General features: G+C 38.9%; 21 protein-coding genes, 1 riboswitch and 1 other annotated feature. Of the genes, 18 read left to right on the plus strand and 3 right to left on the minus strand.

The window, feature by feature from the left end; translation table 11 throughout:
• Positions 1 to 46 precede the first annotated feature (46 nt).
• On the plus strand, positions 47 to 1,768 hold the full coding sequence (locus VXN63_RS10575; RefSeq protein ID WP_327758048.1) for a Na/Pi cotransporter family protein: 1,722 nt from the start codon (positions 47 to 49) through the stop codon (positions 1,766 to 1,768).
• Between the two features lie 61 nt (positions 1,769 to 1,829).
• Here VXN63_RS10575 and VXN63_RS10580 read toward each other — a convergent pair whose 3' ends face one another.
• Entirely contained in the window at positions 1,830 to 2,723 is an 894-nt protein-coding gene (locus VXN63_RS10580; RefSeq protein ID WP_327758049.1) for a fumarylacetoacetate hydrolase family protein, read from the minus strand.
• Positions 2,724 to 2,905: 182 nt separating this feature from the next.
• Here VXN63_RS10580 and VXN63_RS10585 point away from each other — a divergent pair, with 182 nt between their 5' ends.
• The 16 genes from VXN63_RS10585 (at position 2,906) to VXN63_RS10660 (ending at position 16,452) form a co-directional block, all read left to right on the plus strand.
• On the plus strand, positions 2,906 to 3,136 hold the full coding sequence (locus tag VXN63_RS10585; protein ID WP_327758050.1) for a DUF2969 family protein: 231 nt from the start codon (positions 2,906 to 2,908) through the stop codon (positions 3,134 to 3,136).
• A gap of 183 nt (positions 3,137 to 3,319) precedes the next feature.
• On the plus strand, positions 3,320 to 4,363 hold the full coding sequence (locus VXN63_RS10590; protein WP_327758051.1) for a YihY/virulence factor BrkB family protein: 1,044 nt from the start codon (positions 3,320 to 3,322) through the stop codon (positions 4,361 to 4,363).
• A gap of 121 nt (positions 4,364 to 4,484) precedes the next feature.
• Positions 4,485 to 4,856 carry a Spx/MgsR family RNA polymerase-binding regulatory protein gene (locus tag VXN63_RS10595; protein WP_327758052.1) on the plus strand — a complete coding sequence of 124 codons (372 nt, stop codon included), beginning with the start codon at positions 4,485 to 4,487 and terminating at the stop codon, positions 4,854 to 4,856.
• Positions 4,853 to 5,212: a glycine cleavage system protein H gene (locus VXN63_RS10600; protein ID WP_327758053.1), complete on the plus strand. Its 360-nt coding sequence runs from the start codon at positions 4,853 to 4,855 to the stop codon at positions 5,210 to 5,212. The genes VXN63_RS10595 and VXN63_RS10600 overlap by 4 nt, the downstream gene beginning before the upstream one ends.
• Before the next feature lie 69 nt (positions 5,213 to 5,281).
• Positions 5,282 to 5,538: a binding site (T-box leader), on the plus strand.
• 117 nt (positions 5,539 to 5,655) lie between these two features.
• A complete protein-coding gene (locus tag VXN63_RS10605; protein ID WP_327758054.1) occupies positions 5,656 to 6,687 on the plus strand; it encodes a methionine ABC transporter ATP-binding protein in 1,032 nt (343 codons plus the stop codon).
• Positions 6,680 to 7,381: a methionine ABC transporter permease gene (locus VXN63_RS10610; protein WP_327758055.1), complete on the plus strand. Its 702-nt coding sequence runs from the start codon at positions 6,680 to 6,682 to the stop codon at positions 7,379 to 7,381. The genes VXN63_RS10605 and VXN63_RS10610 overlap by 8 nt, the downstream gene beginning before the upstream one ends.
• A gap of 55 nt (positions 7,382 to 7,436) precedes the next feature.
• Positions 7,437 to 8,303, plus strand: coding sequence for a MetQ/NlpA family ABC transporter substrate-binding protein (locus VXN63_RS10615; RefSeq protein ID WP_327758056.1), 867 nt, complete (start codon positions 7,437 to 7,439; stop codon positions 8,301 to 8,303).
• A gap of 152 nt (positions 8,304 to 8,455) precedes the next feature.
• Positions 8,456 to 8,635: a 2-hydroxymuconate tautomerase gene (locus tag VXN63_RS10620; protein ID WP_327758057.1), complete on the plus strand. Its 180-nt coding sequence runs from the start codon at positions 8,456 to 8,458 to the stop codon at positions 8,633 to 8,635.
• Between the two features lie 132 nt (positions 8,636 to 8,767).
• A complete protein-coding gene (locus VXN63_RS10625; RefSeq protein WP_327758058.1) occupies positions 8,768 to 10,186 on the plus strand; it encodes an SLC13 family permease in 1,419 nt (472 codons plus the stop codon).
• Between the two features lie 287 nt (positions 10,187 to 10,473).
• Positions 10,474 to 11,403: a substrate-binding domain-containing protein gene (locus tag VXN63_RS10630; protein ID WP_327758059.1), complete on the plus strand. Its 930-nt coding sequence runs from the start codon at positions 10,474 to 10,476 to the stop codon at positions 11,401 to 11,403.
• A gap of 305 nt (positions 11,404 to 11,708) precedes the next feature.
• Complete coding sequence (gene pstC / locus VXN63_RS10635) at positions 11,709 to 12,548, plus strand: phosphate ABC transporter permease subunit PstC (protein ID WP_442915311.1); 840 nt, start codon at positions 11,709 to 11,711, stop codon at positions 12,546 to 12,548.
• Between the two features lie 2 nt (positions 12,549 to 12,550).
• The gene (gene pstA, locus VXN63_RS10640; protein WP_327758061.1) at positions 12,551 to 13,366 is read left to right on the plus strand and encodes a phosphate ABC transporter permease PstA; all 816 of its coding nucleotides are present in this window, start codon (positions 12,551 to 12,553) and stop codon (positions 13,364 to 13,366) included.
• Positions 13,367 to 14,131 (plus strand): phosphate ABC transporter ATP-binding protein PstB, encoded by a 765-nt coding sequence (gene pstB, locus VXN63_RS10645; RefSeq protein ID WP_327758062.1) that lies wholly within the window; start codon positions 13,367 to 13,369, stop codon positions 14,129 to 14,131.
• Between the two features lie 33 nt (positions 14,132 to 14,164).
• A complete protein-coding gene (gene phoU, locus VXN63_RS10650) occupies positions 14,165 to 14,842 on the plus strand; it encodes a phosphate signaling complex protein PhoU (protein ID WP_327758063.1) in 678 nt (225 codons plus the stop codon).
• A 109-nt stretch (positions 14,843 to 14,951) separates the two neighbouring features.
• Positions 14,952 to 15,617, plus strand: coding sequence for an alpha/beta fold hydrolase (locus VXN63_RS10655; protein ID WP_327758064.1), 666 nt, complete (start codon positions 14,952 to 14,954; stop codon positions 15,615 to 15,617).
• 55 nt (positions 15,618 to 15,672) lie between these two features.
• Positions 15,673 to 16,452 carry a GNAT family N-acetyltransferase gene (locus VXN63_RS10660; RefSeq protein WP_327758065.1) on the plus strand — a complete coding sequence of 260 codons (780 nt, stop codon included), beginning with the start codon at positions 15,673 to 15,675 and terminating at the stop codon, positions 16,450 to 16,452.
• Between the two features lie 66 nt (positions 16,453 to 16,518).
• On the opposite strand, the gene VXN63_RS10665 is transcribed toward VXN63_RS10660, so the two are convergent.
• Together VXN63_RS10665 and VXN63_RS10670 are read right to left on the minus strand one after the other, a co-directional pair.
• Positions 16,519 to 17,259, minus strand: a complete 741-nt coding sequence (locus VXN63_RS10665) for a gamma-glutamyl-gamma-aminobutyrate hydrolase family protein (RefSeq protein ID WP_327758066.1) — start codon at positions 17,257 to 17,259, stop codon at positions 16,519 to 16,521.
• 129 nt (positions 17,260 to 17,388) lie between these two features.
• On the minus strand, positions 17,389 to 18,567 hold the full coding sequence (locus VXN63_RS10670) for a cation:proton antiporter (protein WP_327758067.1): 1,179 nt from the start codon (positions 18,565 to 18,567) through the stop codon (positions 17,389 to 17,391).
• A 78-nt stretch (positions 18,568 to 18,645) separates the two neighbouring features.
• Positions 18,646 to 18,717, minus strand: a riboswitch (Fluoride riboswitch).
• A 373-nt stretch (positions 18,718 to 19,090) separates the two neighbouring features.
• Between VXN63_RS10670 and sufC the strand changes: the two genes are divergently transcribed.
• Positions 19,091 to 19,867 carry a Fe-S cluster assembly ATPase SufC gene (sufC, locus tag VXN63_RS10675; protein ID WP_327758068.1) on the plus strand — a complete coding sequence of 259 codons (777 nt, stop codon included), beginning with the start codon at positions 19,091 to 19,093 and terminating at the stop codon, positions 19,865 to 19,867.
• Positions 19,868 to 19,877: the final 10 nt, after the last annotated feature.

Here is a 19,877-nt window from a genome sequence, read left to right on the forward strand (position 1 = left end):
TCCATCACCAAAATACGTAATACATCTAATGGAGGAGTAAAAAAAAGTGGATATACAACAAATCATTTTTCAGTTCGTTGGTGGACTAGGCATTTTCCTTTTTGGTTTGAAATATATGGGAGACGGTCTTCAACGATCCGCTGGAGATAATTTGCGAGATATTTTAAACAAGTTTACATCTACGCCATTTCGAGCGGTGCTCGCGGGAATTGTCGTAACGGTATTGATTCAAAGTAGTAGTGGAACAACTGTACTAACCGTTGGACTTGTTAGTGCTGGATTTATGAAACTTAAACAAGCAATTGGGATTATTATGGGTGCTAATATCGGAACGACGATCACGGCATTTATTATCGGATTTGATATCGGTGGGTATTCTTTACCTATACTGGCTGTAGGAGCCATGTTGTTATTCTTCTTTAAACGTCCATTTGTGAATAGTATGGGACAAGTCGTATTTGGCTTCGGAGCTCTATTCTACGGACTTGAGTTGATGGGTGAAGGACTAGCGCCACTTGAAGATCTTCAAGTATTTACGGATGCGATGGTCACATTATCTAACAATCCAATTCTTGGTGTGATTTCAGGAACTTTATTCACCTTTATGCTTCAAAGTTCGTCTGCAACGATTGGGATTTTACAAGAACTGTATAGCCACGGAAGTATCACGCTTGAAGCAGCTCTACCCGTTTTATTCGGAAGTAATATCGGAACAACCATCACAGCGATTCTTGCAGCAATAGGGGCAAGTGTAGCAGCTAAACGTACATCAGCTTCTCACGTGATTTTTAATATATCAGGAACTGTCATCGTTTTGTTACTGTTGAGTCCTTTTACAAATTTAGTGAGTTTTTTGTCTGTACAATTCGGATTGAATGCAGCGATGCAGATTGCCTTTGCGCATGGTATGTTTAATGTCTTTAACGTACTAGTACAAATGTGGTTTATCAGTCAAATTGCTGCCATTGTTACAAAGATTGTACCTGGAGACGACGCGTTGATTGAATACGATTCTTCGCACTTGGATTATTCTCTTATTCAGACAGCACCGTCTATTGCCTTGAATCAAGCTAAACTCGAAATCGAGCAGATGGGTGAGTTTGTAGTGGAAGAATTCAACTCCATGTTCAAGTATTATAAAAAGCAAGACGAAAAAAGTCGGACAGATACACTCCAATTAGAAGAAGTCGTCAATAAAATTGATGTCCACTTAACAGAATATTTAATGTTGATTTCAGTAGAAGATCTTCCGTTACAAAACTCAGCAGAACATGCACAACTCGTTGATGTGACAAAGTATCTGGAACGAATCGGTGATCACTCAGAAAATATTATTAAAAATATTCAAGAAGCTGTAAAAGCAAACAAAAAACATAACAAGAATTACAACAAAGAAGATAAAGTCTTTTTCGACGAAGATCTTGTCAGATTGTTTGAACTAGTAGAACAAAATATCAAAGAAGCAATCACTTCATTTTCAACAGACAACTATTCTTTAGCCGGAAAAGTATTGAAACGTGAAAAGGAAGTCAATAAGCTAGAAGATGATATTCGTAGCAAATTTATTGAACGCCTGAACAAAGGTATTGGCTTACCATCGGACGGAATTTTATTTGTTGATATTGTTTCTAACCTTGAGCGAATGTCTGACCATTCGACTAAAATCGTTAAACATACTTTAGGTATGCGTTATCCATTCCAAAAACAATCAAAAGTACCAAAACATGGTTACATCAAAGAAGTAACCGATGGAACAGAGAGTTCTTAAAAAATTACAAAAAAACAGTCTTGTTCTCTAGTTTAACGACTAAGAACAAGACTGTTTTTAATTATTTTAATTGATTAGAAAGTTTGCCAATTTTTTGAATCGAAACTTCGAGCAAATCATTTTGTTTAAGCCATTGTCGTTCAGCTCTCGGTTTTCCAGTAATAACCCCTTTAGGCGTTCCTGTGAAAATTAAGTCGCCAGGTTTTAAGGTCATATGACGAGACAAGTAGCTAATAATATAAGGAATAGTGAAAATCATATCCTTCGTATTTCCTTGTTGCTTGATTTCATTGTTGACTTTCAACGTAATGGCTAAATTGGTAGGATCTACTAGTTCGTCTGAAGTCATGATAGTAGGACCGACTGGAGCAAAAAAGTTGAGTGTTTTACCAAGCATCCATTGAGAAGAGCTCATTTGAATCTTCCGATCTGTTAAATTATTGCCAATCGTGTAGCCAAATATATGATCGCTCGCTTGTTTCTCATCAATATTAAATGCTTCTTTACCTATAACGACAATTAATTCTGCAGAATAATCGACATTTCTAGCCACTGGTGGTACTGGGATTTCTTGTTGATGAGCAGCTAGCGCATTATTATATTTATTGTAAAAAATGGGCGTCACTGGCAATTCACCATCAACTTCTTTAACGTAATCTACATAATTCATGCCTACACAGATAATTTTTTCGGGATCTTGAACAACTGGAAGGTAATAGACTTGATCGCTTTGTTCAAGAAATTTTTCGGAGTCAAAGTCTCTATAATGATAATGTTCTAGTAGTCGTTTCAGTTGTTCGTAAAAATGAGTATTTTGAATGACAGATTCCATTGTGTAGTTTGTAGGATCCTGAAGTTGTTGTGCTAAAGCTTTGACGTTCAGAATACCAGATGTTAATTCAATACCTAACTGTATTTGAGCATTTAAGGCGGTATAGTATTGGACGAGTTTCATGTGGATTTCCCTCCTGAAGGTATGGCACAAATGAAAATAGTTGTTCAGAGTATTATATCGAAAAGCTTAAAGATATAAAATTATAATGAATTTAAATCTGTTTCTTCTTGCTCAAAAGGCTGGTTTGAAGTATCCTTAAGAGACAAAAGATAAAGCGTATGGCTTATAAACGGAGGATACACATGTCTAATCGTAATAAAAATATTGAAGTTGAAATCATAGAAACGGCTAATCAGTCAGATACGTTAACTGAACTTGAAGTTTTAGTAAAAAACAAAGTGATCGGTACAGTTCGTCAAGCTCAAGATGAGCAAGCGATGATTTGGTATAAATCTGATAAAGAAATGACTGCAAAAACGGTTGAAGAAGGTATTCAGATGATTATTTCTGAATACAACTTGCACGACCAATAAGCAAAATAACTGTCCCACATTAAGTTCCCATTCTGGAACTTGGTGTGGGATTTTTTTGTTTATATATAGTCTTTTAAGGAGAACCAAAAATTGTAAATGCCTTTCGATACGGTTTGAGTATAGGAATATGATATGATGAAACAAAGAACTGTTGGTAATCAACAGTATTAGGAAGTGATGAGTATGGAAAAAGTAGAAAAATTCGAGGAGAAGATTCCTCATAAAAAGAAACTGATTCGACTGATTAATATCTTACAGTCCAATTGGGAACGAGCAGATATCAATCAAAGTGCGGCGGGAATGGCCTATTTCCTTCTGTTATCTCTTTTGCCGGTATTGTTGGTAATCGCAAACTTGATCCCATTACTACCAGTGGCGACGGCAGATATTCTGGAGTTTGTGTCAGAAGTGATTCCTCAAGATATCTTCAATGTACTTGAACCGACACTAGCGAGTTACTTAGAAAGCGGGAGTGGAGGTGTAATATCCATTGGTTTGTTAGGTGCAATCTGGTCAGCTAGTAAAGTGATCAATATCCTTAGAAAAGTTTTGAATGATGTTTACGGTTCTACATTGCAAAACAACTTTATTATTGCCCGCATCATCTCCGTTTTCGTAATGACAGGTATTTTGATTGTGATTGGACTTGCAGTATTCTTATTTGTTTTTGGAGAACAAATTCTAAATATCGTACAAGATTTTATCGGTCTACAATTACCATTTATTGATGCCTTCTTAATTTTAAGATATGTGGTTCTGATTGCGATCTTATTTATCGTATTTTTAATTGTATACCGATTAGTACCGAACCATAATCTAACAATTAAATATTCTTTTCCAGGTGCGATTTTCTCTACTATCGGTTGGTTAGTCCTTGTCCAAGGGTTCTCACTGTATTTGAACGTTGCTGGTGGAGACGCAGTAGCGAACGCGACTTTTGGGGCATTTATAGCTTTAATGTTATTCCTTTATCTATCTAGTATCATTATCTTACTTGGTGGACTCTTGAATACAATCATTTTCGAATGGAAAAACGGCAAATCTGTTCCTGAGTATGAATCAGACCTTAGAAGAGAAAAACAGATTAGTGATTCCGAGTGGACAGGTTATCCTGATGAAGAAGATACAGTGATTTTGAAAAAAGTCATTTATAAAGTGAATCGACTAAAAGATGACGAACTTGAGACTATTAAACAAAACGGTGATGAAGCGAGAATGGATGGTTAATTCACTAAAGGAAAAGACGAGGCCAAGGGGAGACCTTGACTCGTTTTCTTTTGTCCTCTTTTTCTTTTTAGTGAAATGCCTTATAATAGATTAAGATGATTCAACGATGAGGAGTATGGAAATGAAATTTTATTGCCACCCGACATGTACAACATGCAAAAAAGCCCAAAAATGGCTGGACGAAAGATCGATCGCATATGAGTGGATCAATCTCAAAGAAACCTCTTTATCAAAAGAGGAATGGACTGAGCTGCTTGAGAAAACAGATCGTCCAATCAAACAGTTTTTCAATACAAGCGGACAAGTTTACAGAGAAATGAACCTAAAAGAAAGAGTACCAAATCTGACGATTCAAGAAGCAGCAGATTTCTTGTCACAAAACGGCATGCTCGTCAAGCGACCGCTAGCTTTCGATCAACATAATCTAACAGTTGGATTTAAAGAAGCAGAATATGAAACAGTGTGGGAAAAAGAAAAGGAGAGTCAAAAATGACGGTGAAATATCACGAGTCTGGTGTATGGATCGAAAAAACAGCAGACAACTATAGAATTGGCCTATCAGAAAAAGGGCAAGACGACATTGGAGAAGTTATGTTTGTGGAATTACCAGAAGAAGGCGTAGAGCTTAAAGCTGGAGACGTACTACTAGGTGTCGAGGGTGCTAAAGCCGTAACGGAGCTGACGATTCCTATCAATGGAACCGTAAAAGCTGTTCATAAAGAAGTGGAAGATGAACCAGAATTACTGAATTCAGCGGACAAAACAGAAAACTGGATCGTAGAATTGGCAAGCTCAGATCATGATAGAGTCAGTACGTTTTCAGATAAAGTATGGGGAAACGAAAATTAAGCTTGACAGTCTACTAGTATCCTGATAATATAAAAATCACTTAAATACAACAAGTTATGCGAATCAAATAAATAAGCGATGATAAGTAGAGTACATCCAAGAAACATTCAAAGAGAGCTGCTAATTGGTGAAAAGCAGCAATGCGCACGGGATGGAAAATGAGCTTTGAGCAGGTAAGGTGAATGAGTCGTCATAAGCCTGATCCGGTTGCACCCGATAGCGTGCCACAGTATACGGAAAATTTTCCAAGTACTGGTTGAGGTCTGATACGTGAGTACCAGACGAATAAAGGTGGTAACACGAAAGCTAAAGCTTTTGTCCTTTGGAATCTACGAATGGATTCTATAGGACAAAAGCTTTTTTTATTGTTAAAATCACTAAGACATGAAAAACACATCCCGAAAATTGGGAGATCAGAACCACTTTCCTAAGGAGGAAACACCGTGATCGAATTAAAGCAGATCAATAAAGTATACAAAACAAAACAAGATGACGTGGTTGCTCTAGACAACGTCAATATTGCGATTGAAGACGGAGAAATCTACGGTATCGTAGGCTACTCTGGTGCAGGGAAAAGTACCTTGCTACGATTACTGAATGGCCTAGAGAAACCGACATCGGGTGAAGTATCCCTTGCTGGAAAAGCATTGAATACTTTGAAAAACGCCACACTGAGAAAAGAAAGACAGAAAATTGGGATGATTTTCCAGCACTTCAACCTACTTTGGAGTAGAACCGTATTAGAAAACATTATGTTCCCGCTGGAAATCGCAAAAGCGCCTAAAGCGAAGCGCGTTGCTAGAGCGAAAGAGCTGATTCGTTTAGTTGGACTAGAAGGCAGAGAAGAAGCGTATCCATCACAATTGTCAGGTGGACAAAAACAGCGGGTCGGAATTGCCAGAGCACTTGCTAATGATCCAACGGTCCTCTTATGTGACGAAGCAACCAGTGCCTTAGATCCTAAGACAACAGAAGATGTTCTTGAGCTATTATTAGACATCAATCGTAAGTTGAATCTGACTATCGTATTGATCACACATGAGATGCAAGTGATCAGAAGAATCTGTGATCGTGTAGCCGTCATGAGTAAAGGTGAAGTCGTTGAAGAAGGAAAAGTCTCTAACGTATTCAGAAATCCAGAACAAGAAATCACGAAACAATTTATTCGCCAAGACACAACAGCTGATTCAGAAGATGTGATTACAATTCTTCATGAATTAGCTAGAAAATATCCAGAAGGCAAAATTGCTAGACTGGTTTTCGCAGGTGAAGAAGTAAGAAGTCCGTTTATCTCAAAAATTTCTCGCTCATGCAATGTAGATATCAACATCATCCAAGGAAATATCCAGGAGTCACAGGAAGATACAGTCGGTTCGCTTTATGTACAAGTGACAGGTCGACCGGAAGACGTTGAAGCAGGATTAAAACAAATTGAAGAACATCATATTGAAATTGAGGTGATCGACTATGCGTAGACAACAAAGCCTGCTAGAAGTATTTCAGTCTTATACAAACTGGGAAGAAGTAGACTTAGAGAGTTTATGGTCAAACACACAAGCTACACTTTATATGACGTTCGCTTCCTTGATTGCCGTCTTTATTATCGGTTTGGTGCTTGGATTGCTCTTATATGAGACAAGTAGAAGAGATGGCGCGTTCGCAAAAGCCATTTACTACTTTACAACGCTACTCGTTAACGTTTTCCGCTCGATACCTTTTATTATCCTGATTGTTTTACTGATTCCATTTACTCGAACTTTGTTGGGAACGATGACGGGACCAAGTGCTGGACTTCCAGCATTGATTTTATCCGCCGCTCCTTTTTATGCGAGACTGGTTGAATCTGGATTCAGAGATGTTGACAAGGGTGTTGTGGAAGCAGCCGAAGCAATGGGTGCCAGTAAATTAGAAATTATCGGCAAAGTATTGATTTCAGAAAGTTTGCCCTCACTTGTTTCAGGTATTACCGTTACTGCCATTTCATTGGTGGGTTACTCAGCCATTGCCGGTATCATTGGTGCAGGTGGATTAGGTAATATGGCATACTTGGAAGGTTTCCAGAGAGGTCGAAACACGGTGGTTCTCGTTGCAACGATTGTGATCGTACTGATTGTATTCATCATTCAGGCAATCGGCGACATTGTAGTGAAGAGAATCGATAAAAGGTAAGACCATTCAAATGTGTACAAACTTTAAAAAAACAATTTATTTGGGGGAAAAGACAATGTCAAAATCATTATTGAAAAAACTATTGCTATCAGCAGGAACTGTTGCATTACTAAGTGCTTGTGGAAACGGATCAGATGAGGCCGCTAATGAAAATTCTGGGGATACAGCAGACTCAACAGAAGAAGAAACAACGATTCGTATTGGTGCATCAAATACACCACACGCAGAAATTTTAGAGTTCGTAGCACCGAAATTAGAAGAAGAAGGCATTACACTAGATATCGTTTCTTACACAGATTATCCATTGATCAACTCAGCGCTAGATAGTGGAGACTTGGATGCAAACTATTTCCAGACTGTACCTTATTTTGACGCAGAAATTGAACAAAACGGCTACGACTTCGTAAACGTTGGTGGAATCCATATCGAACCAATCGCAGCTTATTCACAGCGTGTGGACAGCTTAGCAGACCTTGAAGATGGCGCAGAAATCCTCGTTAGTTCAAATGCACCAGATTATGGACGTATTCTTGAAATTTTTCAAAATGAAGGTTTGATTGAATTAGAAGAAGGCATCGATATTACAAAAGCGACTTTTGATGACATTGTAGAAAACGAACGTAATCTTCAGTTTGAAACAAGCTATGACCCAGCGTTAATGGTTCAGCTTTATGATAACGATGAGGGTGATGTTGTCTTCATCAACTCAAACTTTGCAGTAGATAATGATCTGAATCCAATTGAAGATTCAATCGCAATCCAAGTATTGGAAAATTCTCCATATGCAAATATCATTGCTGTTAACTCAGAAGATGCGGAAAACGAAGCGATTCTTAAATTAGTTGACGAATTGCACAGCGAAGAAACACAAGACTATATCTTAGAAACATGGGGCGGATCAGTCGTACCCGTTTCTGAATAAAATAAGTCAAACAAAATTTTATTAAGCTATTTCAAAGGTTTATCACTTTTTAAAAGGTGGTAAGCCTTTTTGCTTAACATTCTGAAGTGGCAGACTTTTTTCGAGTATAAATATGCTATGATAAAGATTACGAATAAAGGGAGTGAATACACATGCCGATTGTACATGTAGAGATGATTGAGGGACGTTCTGACGAGCAGAAAAAGCATTTGGTAGAAGATATCGTTAAAGCAGTAGAAACACACACGGGTGCTCAAAAAGAAGCTATCACGGTTATTATTGACGATATCAAGAAAACCAATATCGCTACTAAAGGACAGTATCAAGGTTAATTAGAATATTAAATTGAATAAGTCCACAACAAAAATAGTGCTGCCCGGTAGCAATTGACGACTGGGTGGGCACTATTTCGCTGTTTGAGAAGGTTTTATTACAATAGATTCAAGAAATGGGGAGAAAGAAAAATGATCGATTCAAAAAAAGTAGGACTGATATTTGGTCCACTGGTATTTTCAGTATTATATTTTTTACCCAATCTTACAGGGTTAGAAAATTCACCTAGGGCAGTGTTAGGTGTAACAGCTTGGGTAGCGATTTGGTGGATCACAGAAGCTTTGCCAATACCGGCAACCTCCTTATTACCGATTTTCCTATTGCCCTTAACGGGTGGAGCAGATCAAGCGACTGCCGCGGCAGCTTACGGAAACCCAATCGTCTTTATGTATATGGGAGGGTTCACCATAGCGATTGCCATAGAGAAGTGGAATTTACATAAAAGAATTGCGATGACGATTATTTCGATTCTAGGTACAAGTAGTAATCGAATCATTTTAGGCGTCGGACTGGCAACGGCTTTCTTATCGATGTGGATCTCGAATGCTGCAACAGCTCTAATGATGTTACCTATAGCGGTTGCCTTGATCTCAGAAATAAGAGAGAAAAAGTTTTTTGATACAGAATCTATGGAAAATTTCTCAAAAGGTTTACTCTTAATGGTCGCTTATTCCGCTTCAATAGGCGGACTGGCAACAATCGTTGGCTCAGTTCCTAATGCAGCATTCGTAGCCATTGCTTCGACCATGTTAGATCAGGAAGTGACATTTTCGGACTGGTTTTTATTCGGAATTGTGATCACCATTGTTTTGATGGTTGTTTTATACTTTTACATTACAAAAATCAAATTCAAAGTGAAACAGGTGGGAGAAATTTCTTCTGATTTTGCAAAGCAGCAGTTAGCTGATCTAGGGCCAATGTCTATAGAAGAAAAGCTCGTGTTAATTGTCTTTACATTGATTGGAATGCTTTGGATTTTTGGTGGGTTCCTTCCATTTGAACTTTCGGATACGACGATTTCAATCTTTGGAGCAACCTTGCTCTTTTTGATTCCAAGTTCAAAAGGTGGCAGGTTACTGGACTGGATCGATATGAAACACTTATCCTGGGGATTACTATTGCTTTTCGGAGGAGGGTTATCTCTGGCAGCGGCTTTTGAATCTTCTGGACTGACTTTATGGTTTGGAGAGATCCTATCCAATTTGGATCAATTCAATTACTTTGTGATTCTGATTATCTTGACCACCACTGTATTGTTTATGACGGAGATCATGTCTAACACTGCTGTATCCAATATGCTGATGCCAATCAGTGTCGGACTTGCAGCGGGGATTGGGGTTTCACCATACGGCATTATGGCCGTTGTTGCTTTAGCGTCTTCTTGTGCATTTATGTTGCCTATCTCTACACCGCCCAACGCAGCTGTATTTAGTACAAATGAACTGAAAATAGAAGATATGGTGAAAGCAGGATTCTGGATGAACATCGTCAGTATCGTCGTCATTGTAATGGCAGTCTATTTCCTACAACCAATATTATTGAATTTCTAAAAACTTTGATTCTTATCTTAACTTGTTCAATGTAAATTGAATCATTTAAGATAAGAATTTTTTTTATTAAATCCACAAATTGTAGAACATTTACATTCAGAAATGCTTTAGGGAAAAGGTTTAAAAGGAATATCTTCTTGGGATTTCTTCTGTATTTACATTAAATTTACATTCATTTACATGAACTACACATAATCTCAGCAATGAATCAACAATCGGGTTGTAGTATAAGAACCGAGGGCAAGATAAACTGTCCATCACATAACTTAATCAGAAGGAGATTTAAAATGAAACTTAAGTACGCATCGAAATGGATTATGGCACTTAGCGCAACAGCATTATTAGCAGCATGTGATAACGCAGCGGATACAGGTACAGACGAAACAGAAGCTGGCACAGGCACGACTGATGAAGGCGCAGCAACAAGTGACTTTGATACTTCATCAACGATGAATGTTGTTGTTCGTGAAGACGGTTCTGGTACACGTGATGCTTTCAACGAAATCACAGGCGTGTTATCTGAAGACGGCGACACTGACAATACGTATCAGCAAGCAACAATCCAAAACGGTACGAACGGAGTCATTACAACAGTTGCAGGCGATCCTAATGGTATTGGTTACATCTCAATTGGTTCAATGGATGACCAAGTCAAAGGTGTAAACGTCGATGGAGCTGCTCCGACTGATGAAGAAATCGTTGATGGAAATTATGCAATTTCTCGTCCATTCAACATGGCTTATGGTGAAGATCTTTCTCCAGTTGCTCAAGAGTTCTGGGATTTCATCTTTTCAGCTGAAGGACAAGATGTTGTTGAAGGCGAAGGATACATCAAAATCGATGCAGAAGCAGCAGCTTACGAAGAAGCTGAAGGTATTGAAGGAACAATCAGCTTGGCAGGTTCAACTTCAGTATCGCCAGTAGCAGAAGCGTTATCTGAAGCATTTATGGAAATGTATCCAGATGTGTCATTTGATATTTCAGCTACAGGTTCAAGTGCTGGTGTAACTGCAGCTCAAGATGGAACAGCTGATATCGGTATGGCTTCTCGTGAAATTACTGAAGAAGAAGGCGCTACAATCTCACATGAAGCAATTGCTTTAGATGGTATTGCTGTAATTGTAAACAATGAAAATCCACTTGAAGATTTAACTTTAGATCAAGTTCAACAAATCTTTACTGGTGAAGTAACTACTTGGGAAGACGTATCGAACTAATCGTCTATTTTAACGATTCGAATATTTAAGCAGATCTATTCAACATAAGTCTCCCCTTATAACAGATTCTGTTCGCTTAAAATAGTACAATTAAATAATCTTAAGTCTAGCTTTGAAGGGGTGGAGCCGAATTTTAAAAAATTCGGCTCTTAACCCTTTTTATGCGTTTTTAAAGTTTTGTCGACTGTTTGGATAGAGATCAACAAATTTGTATTTGTTTTTATCTATTATTATCTACTCATTAAAATTTGGTTATCTCTATCGAAGAAAGGATGTTAATTTTGAAGAATAGCAAAGAAACAGCTATGAAGGGAATCTTTTTCCTATCAGCGAGTTTTTCAATCATCGCACTCCTACTGATCATCGTATTTATATTCGCAAATGGCGCACCATTTATTGCAGAATATGGTATTGGCGACTTCTTGTTTGGTCAGAAATGGACACCGTCTAATAATCCAGCATTATTTGGCATTTTCCCGATGATTGTAGGATCTATCTATGTGACTTTAGGTGCGGTTGTTTTGGGCGTACCAGTTGGAATTTTGACAGCTGTGTTCATGGCAGAATTTTGTCCACCGATTTTATACAAAATACTGAAACCAGCAGTAAATTTAATGGCTGCCATTCCCTCTATCGTTTATGGATTCTTCGCACTACGGGTTTTTGTACCGTTCGTAAGAACACATCCGTGGCTTGGTGGAACAGGGTTCAGTGTCTTGACAGCTCAAATCTTGTTGGGCATTATGATTCTGCCAACTGTCATTAGTTTGTCTGAAGCGGCTTTAAGAGCAATACCGCGTTCTTATTACACAGGTAGTATCGCAATGGGCGCGACAAAAGAACGAAGTGTATTCGCTGTGCTTATTCCAGCTGCTAAGTCGGGTATCGTATCCAGTATTATCTTAGGAATTGGGCGTGCAATCGGCGAAACGATGGCAGTTGTATTGATTGCTGGAAACCAGCCAATCATTCCGAACAATTTACTGTCAGGTGTCCGTACACTGACGACTAATATTGTTCTTGAAATGGGTTATGCAAGTGGGCCACATCGTGATGCATTGATTGCGACTTCAGTTGTTTTGTTTGCTTTTATCTTGATCATTAACTCGGTCTTTCTTTACTTTAAAAACAAGGAGGCTAAATAATCATGGGTTCAAAATTTTTACGTGGCTTAGTCTATTTAGCCTCTGCGATCACTTTCGGTATGCTCGGTTACGTTATCTTCTTTATTCTAATCAATGGTGTACGCTATTTGACACCAGACTTATTCGCTTGGAAATACAATTCGTCTAATGTCTCAATGATGCCAGCTATCATTACAACTCTTTATTTAGTAGGCGGGACCCTATTGATTGCTACACCAATTGGCGTTTTTACTGGATTTTATCTTGTAGATTATGCAAATCGAAAAAATCCAATCGTTAAGGCGATTAGTATGGCTACAGATACATTAGCGGCTGTACCATCAATTGTTTATGGTTTATTCGGTTTCTTATTCTTCGTAACATTTCTAGGCTTTCAATTTTCCCTTTTAGCGGGGATTTTAACATCAGTAATCATGGCGTTACCATTAATCATTCGTGCAACGGAAGAGGCTTTGATCTCTACTGGACGCCCAATTCGTGAAGCCAGTTATGCTTTAGGCGCTGGTAAACTAAGAACAATTTTTACGGTCGTTCTCCCAGTTGCGATGCCCGGAATTCTTTCTGGAGTTATTTTAGCGAGTGGACGTGTCATTGGAGAAACAGCCGCCTTACTGTATACTTTGGGTTCATCAACAAACCTTCCCAGTTCAGTATTCAGTTCAGGTAGAACACTAGCGCTACACATGTATGTTTTATCGAGTGAAGGCTTCCACGTTAATGAAGCTTATGCAACTGCGGTTGTCTTACTACTATTTGTACTGATACTAAACGGTCTTTCAACTCTTGTCAGTTCTCGATTATCTAAAGGAGGAAAATAAATGGCTACAAAAACTTCAAAAATTAAAGTTCAAGATCTTAAATTATGGTACGGAGATTTCCAGGCATTACATGGACTGGATCTTGAGGTTCCTGAGAAAAAGATTACAGCATTTATTGGACCTTCTGGATGTGGAAAATCAACGTTCATTAAAACACTGAATAGAATGAACGATCTCGTTGAGAACTGCCGTATTGAAGGAAAAGTAGAGTTAGATGGAAAAGATATCTACGGAAGCAAAACAGATATCAACCAATTACGCAAAAAAGTTGGTATGGTATTCCAACAACCAAATCCATTCCCGAAAAGTATTTACGACAACATTGCTTACGGACCTCGTACACATGGGATCAAAAAGAAAGCTGAATTAGATGAAATTGTAGAACGTAGTTTGAAACAAGCGGCTATCTGGGATGAGGTCAAAGATTATTTAGACCGTAATGCTTTATCCATCTCTGGTGGGCAGCAACAAAGAATTTGTATCGCTAGAGCCTTAGCGGTAGAACCAGAAGTCTTACTAATGGATGAACCGACGAGTGCCTTAGATCCGATTTCTACAGCTAAAATCGAAGAATTGGTTTCTCAATTGAAACAGGATTATACTATTGTTATGGTCACACATAACATGCAACAAGCTTCTCGTGTATCTGATGAAACAGCCTTCTTCTTGAATGGTCACATCATCGAACACGCTGATACACGTAAAATCTTTACAAACCCAGATCAAGAAGAAACAGAAAATTATATTTCAGGTCGATTCGGTTAAGCAACTTTCAATGAAAATAGGAGGGAATGTAAAATGAGAAGAGCGTATGATGAAGAGTTAGAACAGTTGCACAGAAAGTTTTATCAAATGGGCTGTAAAGTCAATGAAGCAATCTATAAATCGATCAAGGCTTTTGTTAAGCATGATAAAGAGCTTGCAAAAGGCGTCATTGATGAAGATAAAGAGATCAATCAATTCGAACATGATCTTGAACAAGCGTGTATCGAACTGATTGCCTTACAACAACCCGTTACAACAGATCTTAGAAAGATCGTTACGGTTATGAAAGCTTCTGCCGATCTTGAGCGTATGGGAGACCATGCTGTTAGTATTTCCAAATCAACCATTCGTGTTAAGGGCAATAAACGGAACACCATGATCGAAGGTATGATTTCAGATGCTGGTGAGAAGATCAAAAAAATGGGTGAAGATGTCTTAAAAGCTTACGTTGAATATGACTCCGAGAAAGCGGTTGAGATTGCAAAATATGATTATTTAGTTGATAGCTTAGCGCACGACATTAAAGAAGCGTGTATTGCTGAAATGAAAAAAGATCCTGAACTGGTTTTAGGCGCAACCGACTATATGATGGCTAGCACCTATATCGAACGAATCGGAGATTACATTACAAATATCTCTGAGTGGATCGTTTACTTTGAAACAGGCGAGATTCAAGAACTGAATACACACAATAGTTACGAAAATCTGTAAATTTGATTACGAAGTGCCGATTCCTAAAAGGGAAAAGGCGCTTTTTTTATACCTTGGATTACTTTCTTGCGGTATACTGGTGGAGTAGCGCAGAAAGGACGGTGTACATATGAAAATCAAAATCAATCAAGCAATTGAATTAAATTATGAGGTGACCGGAGCAGGTCCAAACCTGATCTTGTTACATGGAAACGGTGAAGACTTACACATCTTTGATGCACTAGTTTCTCAACTAAATAAATCATTTACCGTTTATGCGGTAGATAGCCGAGATCATGGAAAGAGTACCCAGACAAATGAATCTTTTAATTATCAAGATTTAACGGAAGATATTCATCAATTTATCCAGAAACTCCAATTAGAAAACGTTACGGTACTAGGGTTCAGCGATGGAGGCATTATTGCTTTACTACTCGGTATCAGACAAGAGTGCTACTTAGATAAACTAATCAGTTTAAGTCCCAACCTTTCACCAAAAGACTGGAAGAAAGCCCCGTTAACAAAAATTCAAGAGCGGTACGAAGAAACAAAAGACCCGATGTTTTACTTGATGTTGAATGAACCAAATATTGATCCAAAAGAGTTGAAGAACATCGTAGTGCCCACATTGGTTACAGCGGGAGAGCACGATCTTTTTTACAGATCCATGTACAGAACCATTGGAAAGAATATACCAGAGGCTGAGTTACACATACTAGAAGATGAAGACCACAGTTCTTATATTATCGATACGGATAAAATGGCTGATGTATTCAGTGCATTTATCCGTCGTTGAGCGTCTTTTAGCTGGCTTAGTTACTCTGGTTTATCACTAGAGAGAAGGTAGAACGATGCTAGTTAAAGCAGATAAAACGGTAAACGATAAAATTGAAAAACTGTTTGCAGGCTTAGAGGAAACGATGATCCAGACCTATTTAGAAGGTCATATGGGAGAAGCATGGGTAGATGATTTAGAGAACCCAACGGCTGCTCAAATCACAGTGAGTATTTTCACCTTTTATGCAGGGGACCATACTTCACCCGCAGCGGAAGAGATGTTGAACAATATTCAAGAAGATGTCTTGATTATTACCGAGTCAGAAGGTTGGAAACAAAAACTAGAGACAGTTCACGCAGGTGCTTTTGAAAAATATTCTAGATACCGCTTTGAACATAGCTCAGAATATTTTGACCAAACACACTTAGAAAACTTAGTTGCTCATTTACCAGAGCCTTATAGTATTAAAAAAATTGATCAGGCAGTGATTGAACTGCCGTCCTTACACCAACTGTCACAAGACTTTACTGGAAATTTCGAGTCTAACGAAGATTTCTTAAATAGAGGTGTCGGCTACGTTGTGATGCGTGAAGATAAAGTGGTCAGTGGGGCTTCGAGTTTTAGTATTTTTGATGATGGAATTGAAATTGAAGTAGCGACGTATCCAGACTATAGAAGAAAAGGACTCGCGGCTGTCGCTTCTGCAGCTTTAATACTGGATTGCCTGGACAATCAGAAGTATCCAAGTTGGGATGCGGACAATTGGGGTTCGGTGAAATTAGCAGAATCATTAGGTTACAAGATGAAAGAAGCTTATGACACGTATTACGTTACGACGCGTAAAAAATCCTAAGCTAGATTATTAAAAAACGAAGCAGTGACCGAAAAAGGTCGCTGCTTCGTTTTGTTTTAATTTCAATTAAGCTTGTTTCTTTTTCCAGTCAATCACGGTTTGTACGTAAGCATCAAACAAACCTTGTGCGGCGTCACTGTTATGAATCATCAATTCAGGGTGCCACTGAACGCCAACTGTGATATGTTGATCATCGCTGCTTTCAAAAGCTTCAATCAACCCATCATATGACCAGCCGACTGGTCGTAAACCGTCCGCCAATTTTTTAATGGCTTGGTGGTGATAAGAATTCACACTGGCTTTTTTACCATATAACTGACCAAGCCAAGAATCTTCTTCAAGTGTTACCGTATGTGCCGCTGTTTCGGGAGTAGATTCTTGCACGTGTTGCAAGCCAAGTTCTGGATAAAGAGAGACATCTTGGTATAAGGTGCCCCCGAACGCCACGTTAAAGATCTGTAGACCACGGCAAATCGCTAAGACGGGTTTATTTTCTGCCCACGCCTCTTTGATAACGGCCATTTCAAACTTGTCACGCTCAAGACTCGTATCTTGTAATTTCATGTGCGGCTCTTCACCGTAAGTTAGTGGAGACACATCTTGACCACCAGCCAAAACGATTGCATCAACACTTTTTACATATTGTTTGGCATTTTCTTCATTTGAAATCGGGAACACGACCGGCAAAGCGCCAGCAGCGTGTAAGCCTTCCACAAAACCTTGTGGCGTATAAGTAATCGGTAAGCTATTATAGCGAGGGCTAAAGTTCGTTAAGATATTTCCAGGTATTCCAATAACGGGTTTCATCGTACATCATCCTTTCAAACACCTGTTGGATTCAGGTCTTTATCAGTATACCGTATCATCGTTTCCGTGCATAAAAAACTTTAATAGATTCCTTGTTTTAAAAGCGAGTTGTCGAATTTCTGAAACAAGTTAGCGTTTGTCCAGTAAGACTTTATAAGTCTGTTCGATCGCAAAAGCCCCAATAGGAGCCGTGATCAAAATCGACAACACCGCAACCGTCACGATCAGCTCTCCACTCGCCAGTCCCATCGCTAACGGAACCCCACCAATCGCTGCTTGCACGGTCGCTTTTGGCGTATAGGCAATCATCGTAAAAAGTTTTTCTTTTTTTGATAATTTAGAAGGCGTCAAACTGATCCAAACGCCTAGCATTCTAAATAATAACGCCCCGATAACCAAAACAATCGCAGCCAGACCAGCCGTCAGAGCGTAACGCAAATCAACCGTCGTACCGACCAGCACAAATAATAAAATCTCCGCGCCGACCCAAAGACCGGAATACGTTTTCGATAACTGAGTGGACACGTTTGGATACAACTGATTCAAAACGATTCCCATACTCATAATCGCCAGCAAGCCAGACAAAGCCACTCTTCCTTCTAAAATGTCTTCTAATGCCAATAACAAGAAAGACACACTCAACGTGATCAACACTTTAGTCATTGGATTCAACGAGATCCTTTTGAATAATTGTCCAAGAAGGAGTCCAGTAGCGACACCCAACAAACTGCCTAAAACAATCGAAACGGGAATCGTCAAAAAGTGACGAGCGGTGACCGTTCCACCAGCTGCCAGAGACAAGAAAGACGAAAACAAGACGATTACAAAGATATCATCTAAGGAAGCACCCGCAAGCACAAGTTGAGGAATTCCTCTTTTTTGACCATAACCAGACGCTTTGATCTTGAGCATTAACGGTACGATAACCGCAGGAGAAACGGCCGCCACAACCGAACCCATCAAAGCGGACTCGATATAAGTTAAATCAAAAAAGAGTGGTGCGAGTAAGGTGATGGCTGTAATCTCAAGTACGGCCGGGATGAAACTCATCAAGAGAGCGGGTAGCCCGATTTTCTTGAGCTCCGTCACATTGAGTGACAAACCAGCTCGAGTCAAGATAATGACGAGTGCGATACTCCTCAGATCAGAAGAAATCGAAAGCAAAGAATCATCCAGTAAATCTAAAGCATGCGGTCCAATCAAGACACCCGCAAAAATCATTCCAATCAATGTCGGTAAAGCCAGTTTCTTAGCTATACCACCCAATACGATTCCAGAGATAAAAATCAAAGCAAAACTCGTTAACATAAAATCATTCCTTTTCAGTAGTCTGGTAAACAACCAGATGAATCGAGCATAAAAAAAGCCGAGACTCCTGGATGCCTACACATCACAGAAGTCATCAGCTTTACAGCGGTTTAGGCTACGCCTTGGGAGACATTCATTCCCATTTGACTAGAGTATAGCACAATTCGACTAGCTTTAGGAATAGGTAATTCATTATGCGCACATATAATAGTTAAAGCTACGAGTGAATCGAGTCCGCGTATAAGTTAGACCTACTTCTAAAAGTACAACTTAAGTGCTCATTTTATGTCATCATCACCAAGTAAAATAGAATAATAAAATAGGAACTGTTTTATATTCTTTCCTAGATAATAATTTTTATAATCTGGAAGTGTTGATACGACAACATTTCGCGTTGTTTTGCTTAATTTGAGTCATCTATAGACCTTGATAAACGTTCTCAATTAAACTAAAATGAAAGAGTATACGCGTAAAGATTTTAACTGGCGTAGCTAAAAAATCATAGAGAAAAGGAAGGTACATAATGGCTGTATTAGAAATCAAGAACCTACATGTATCCATTGAAGATAAAGAAATTTTAAAAGGCGTTAATTTGAAAATGCAGACAGGAGAAATCCATGCCATCATGGGACCCAACGGAACCGGTAAATCAACTTTATCAGCTGCGATTATGGGACACCCAAGTTACGAAGTCACAGAAGGAGAAGTCCTTCTTGACGGAGAAAACGTATTGGAACTAGAAGTAGATGAACGTGCGCGTGCTGGTCTATTCCTAGCCGTTCAATATCCAAGTGAAATCGCAGGGATTACAAATGCAGAATTTATGCGTGCAGCGATCAACTCTCGTCGTGACGAAGACAATAAAATGGGCGTTATGGATTTCATCAACAAACTTGATGAAAAAATGGCGTTACTAGATATGTCTGAAGAGATGGCTGAGCGTTACTTGAATGAAGGCTTCTCAGGTGGAGAGAAAAAACGTAATGAGATCTTGCAATTATTGATGATCGAACCGACTTTCGCAATTTTAGATGAGATTGATTCAGGTCTAGATATCGATGCCTTACAAGTGGTTTCTAAAGGAGTCAACGAAATGCGTGGCGAGAACTTTGGTTCACTGATCATTACCCATTATCAAAGACTGTTGAACTACATCACTCCAGACGTTGTCCACATTATGATGGATGGCCGTGTCGTGAAGACCGGTGGCGCAGAATTAGCGCACAAACTGGAAGCTGAAGGATACAAAGGCTTGATGGAAGAACTCGGAATTGAATACAAAGAAGAAGAACACGAATAAAAAAAGAGGA

The sequence above is a fragment of the Marinilactibacillus sp. XAAS-LB27 genome, assembly GCF_036039175.1.
Classification (GTDB): Bacteria; Bacillota; Bacilli; order Lactobacillales; family Carnobacteriaceae_A; genus Marinilactibacillus.

Bases quoted from the DNA above. Each gene is read 5' to 3' on its own strand.
- VXN63_RS10580 (WP_327758049.1), bottom strand. From the start codon at position 2,723: ATGAAACTCGTCCAATACTATACCGCCTTAAATGCTCAAATACAGTTA.
- VXN63_RS10585 (WP_327758050.1), top strand. From the start codon at position 2,906: ATGTCTAATCGTAATAAAAATATTGAAGTTGAAATCATAGAAACGGCT.
- VXN63_RS10590 (WP_327758051.1), top strand. From the start codon at position 3,320: ATGGAAAAAGTAGAAAAATTCGAGGAGAAGATTCCTCATAAAAAGAAA.
- VXN63_RS10595 (WP_327758052.1), top strand. From the start codon at position 4,485: ATGAAATTTTATTGCCACCCGACATGTACAACATGCAAAAAAGCCCAA.
- VXN63_RS10600 (WP_327758053.1), top strand. From the start codon at position 4,853: ATGACGGTGAAATATCACGAGTCTGGTGTATGGATCGAAAAAACAGCA.
- VXN63_RS10610 (WP_327758055.1), top strand. From the start codon at position 6,680: ATGCGTAGACAACAAAGCCTGCTAGAAGTATTTCAGTCTTATACAAAC.
- VXN63_RS10615 (WP_327758056.1), top strand. From the start codon at position 7,437: ATGTCAAAATCATTATTGAAAAAACTATTGCTATCAGCAGGAACTGTT.
- VXN63_RS10620 (WP_327758057.1), top strand. From the start codon at position 8,456: ATGCCGATTGTACATGTAGAGATGATTGAGGGACGTTCTGACGAGCAG.
- VXN63_RS10625 (WP_327758058.1), top strand. From the start codon at position 8,768: ATGATCGATTCAAAAAAAGTAGGACTGATATTTGGTCCACTGGTATTT.
- VXN63_RS10630 (WP_327758059.1), top strand. From the start codon at position 10,474: ATGAAACTTAAGTACGCATCGAAATGGATTATGGCACTTAGCGCAACA.
- pstC (WP_442915311.1), top strand. From the start codon at position 11,709: ATGAAGGGAATCTTTTTCCTATCAGCGAGTTTTTCAATCATCGCACTC.
- pstA (WP_327758061.1), top strand. From the start codon at position 12,551: ATGGGTTCAAAATTTTTACGTGGCTTAGTCTATTTAGCCTCTGCGATC.
- pstB (WP_327758062.1), top strand. From the start codon at position 13,367: ATGGCTACAAAAACTTCAAAAATTAAAGTTCAAGATCTTAAATTATGG.
- phoU (WP_327758063.1), top strand. From the start codon at position 14,165: ATGAGAAGAGCGTATGATGAAGAGTTAGAACAGTTGCACAGAAAGTTT.
- VXN63_RS10655 (WP_327758064.1), top strand. From the start codon at position 14,952: ATGAAAATCAAAATCAATCAAGCAATTGAATTAAATTATGAGGTGACC.
- VXN63_RS10660 (WP_327758065.1), top strand. From the start codon at position 15,673: ATGCTAGTTAAAGCAGATAAAACGGTAAACGATAAAATTGAAAAACTG.
- VXN63_RS10665 (WP_327758066.1), bottom strand. From the start codon at position 17,259: ATGAAACCCGTTATTGGAATACCTGGAAATATCTTAACGAACTTTAGC.
- VXN63_RS10670 (WP_327758067.1), bottom strand. From the start codon at position 18,567: ATGTTAACGAGTTTTGCTTTGATTTTTATCTCTGGAATCGTATTGGGT.
- sufC (WP_327758068.1), top strand. From the start codon at position 19,091: ATGGCTGTATTAGAAATCAAGAACCTACATGTATCCATTGAAGATAAA.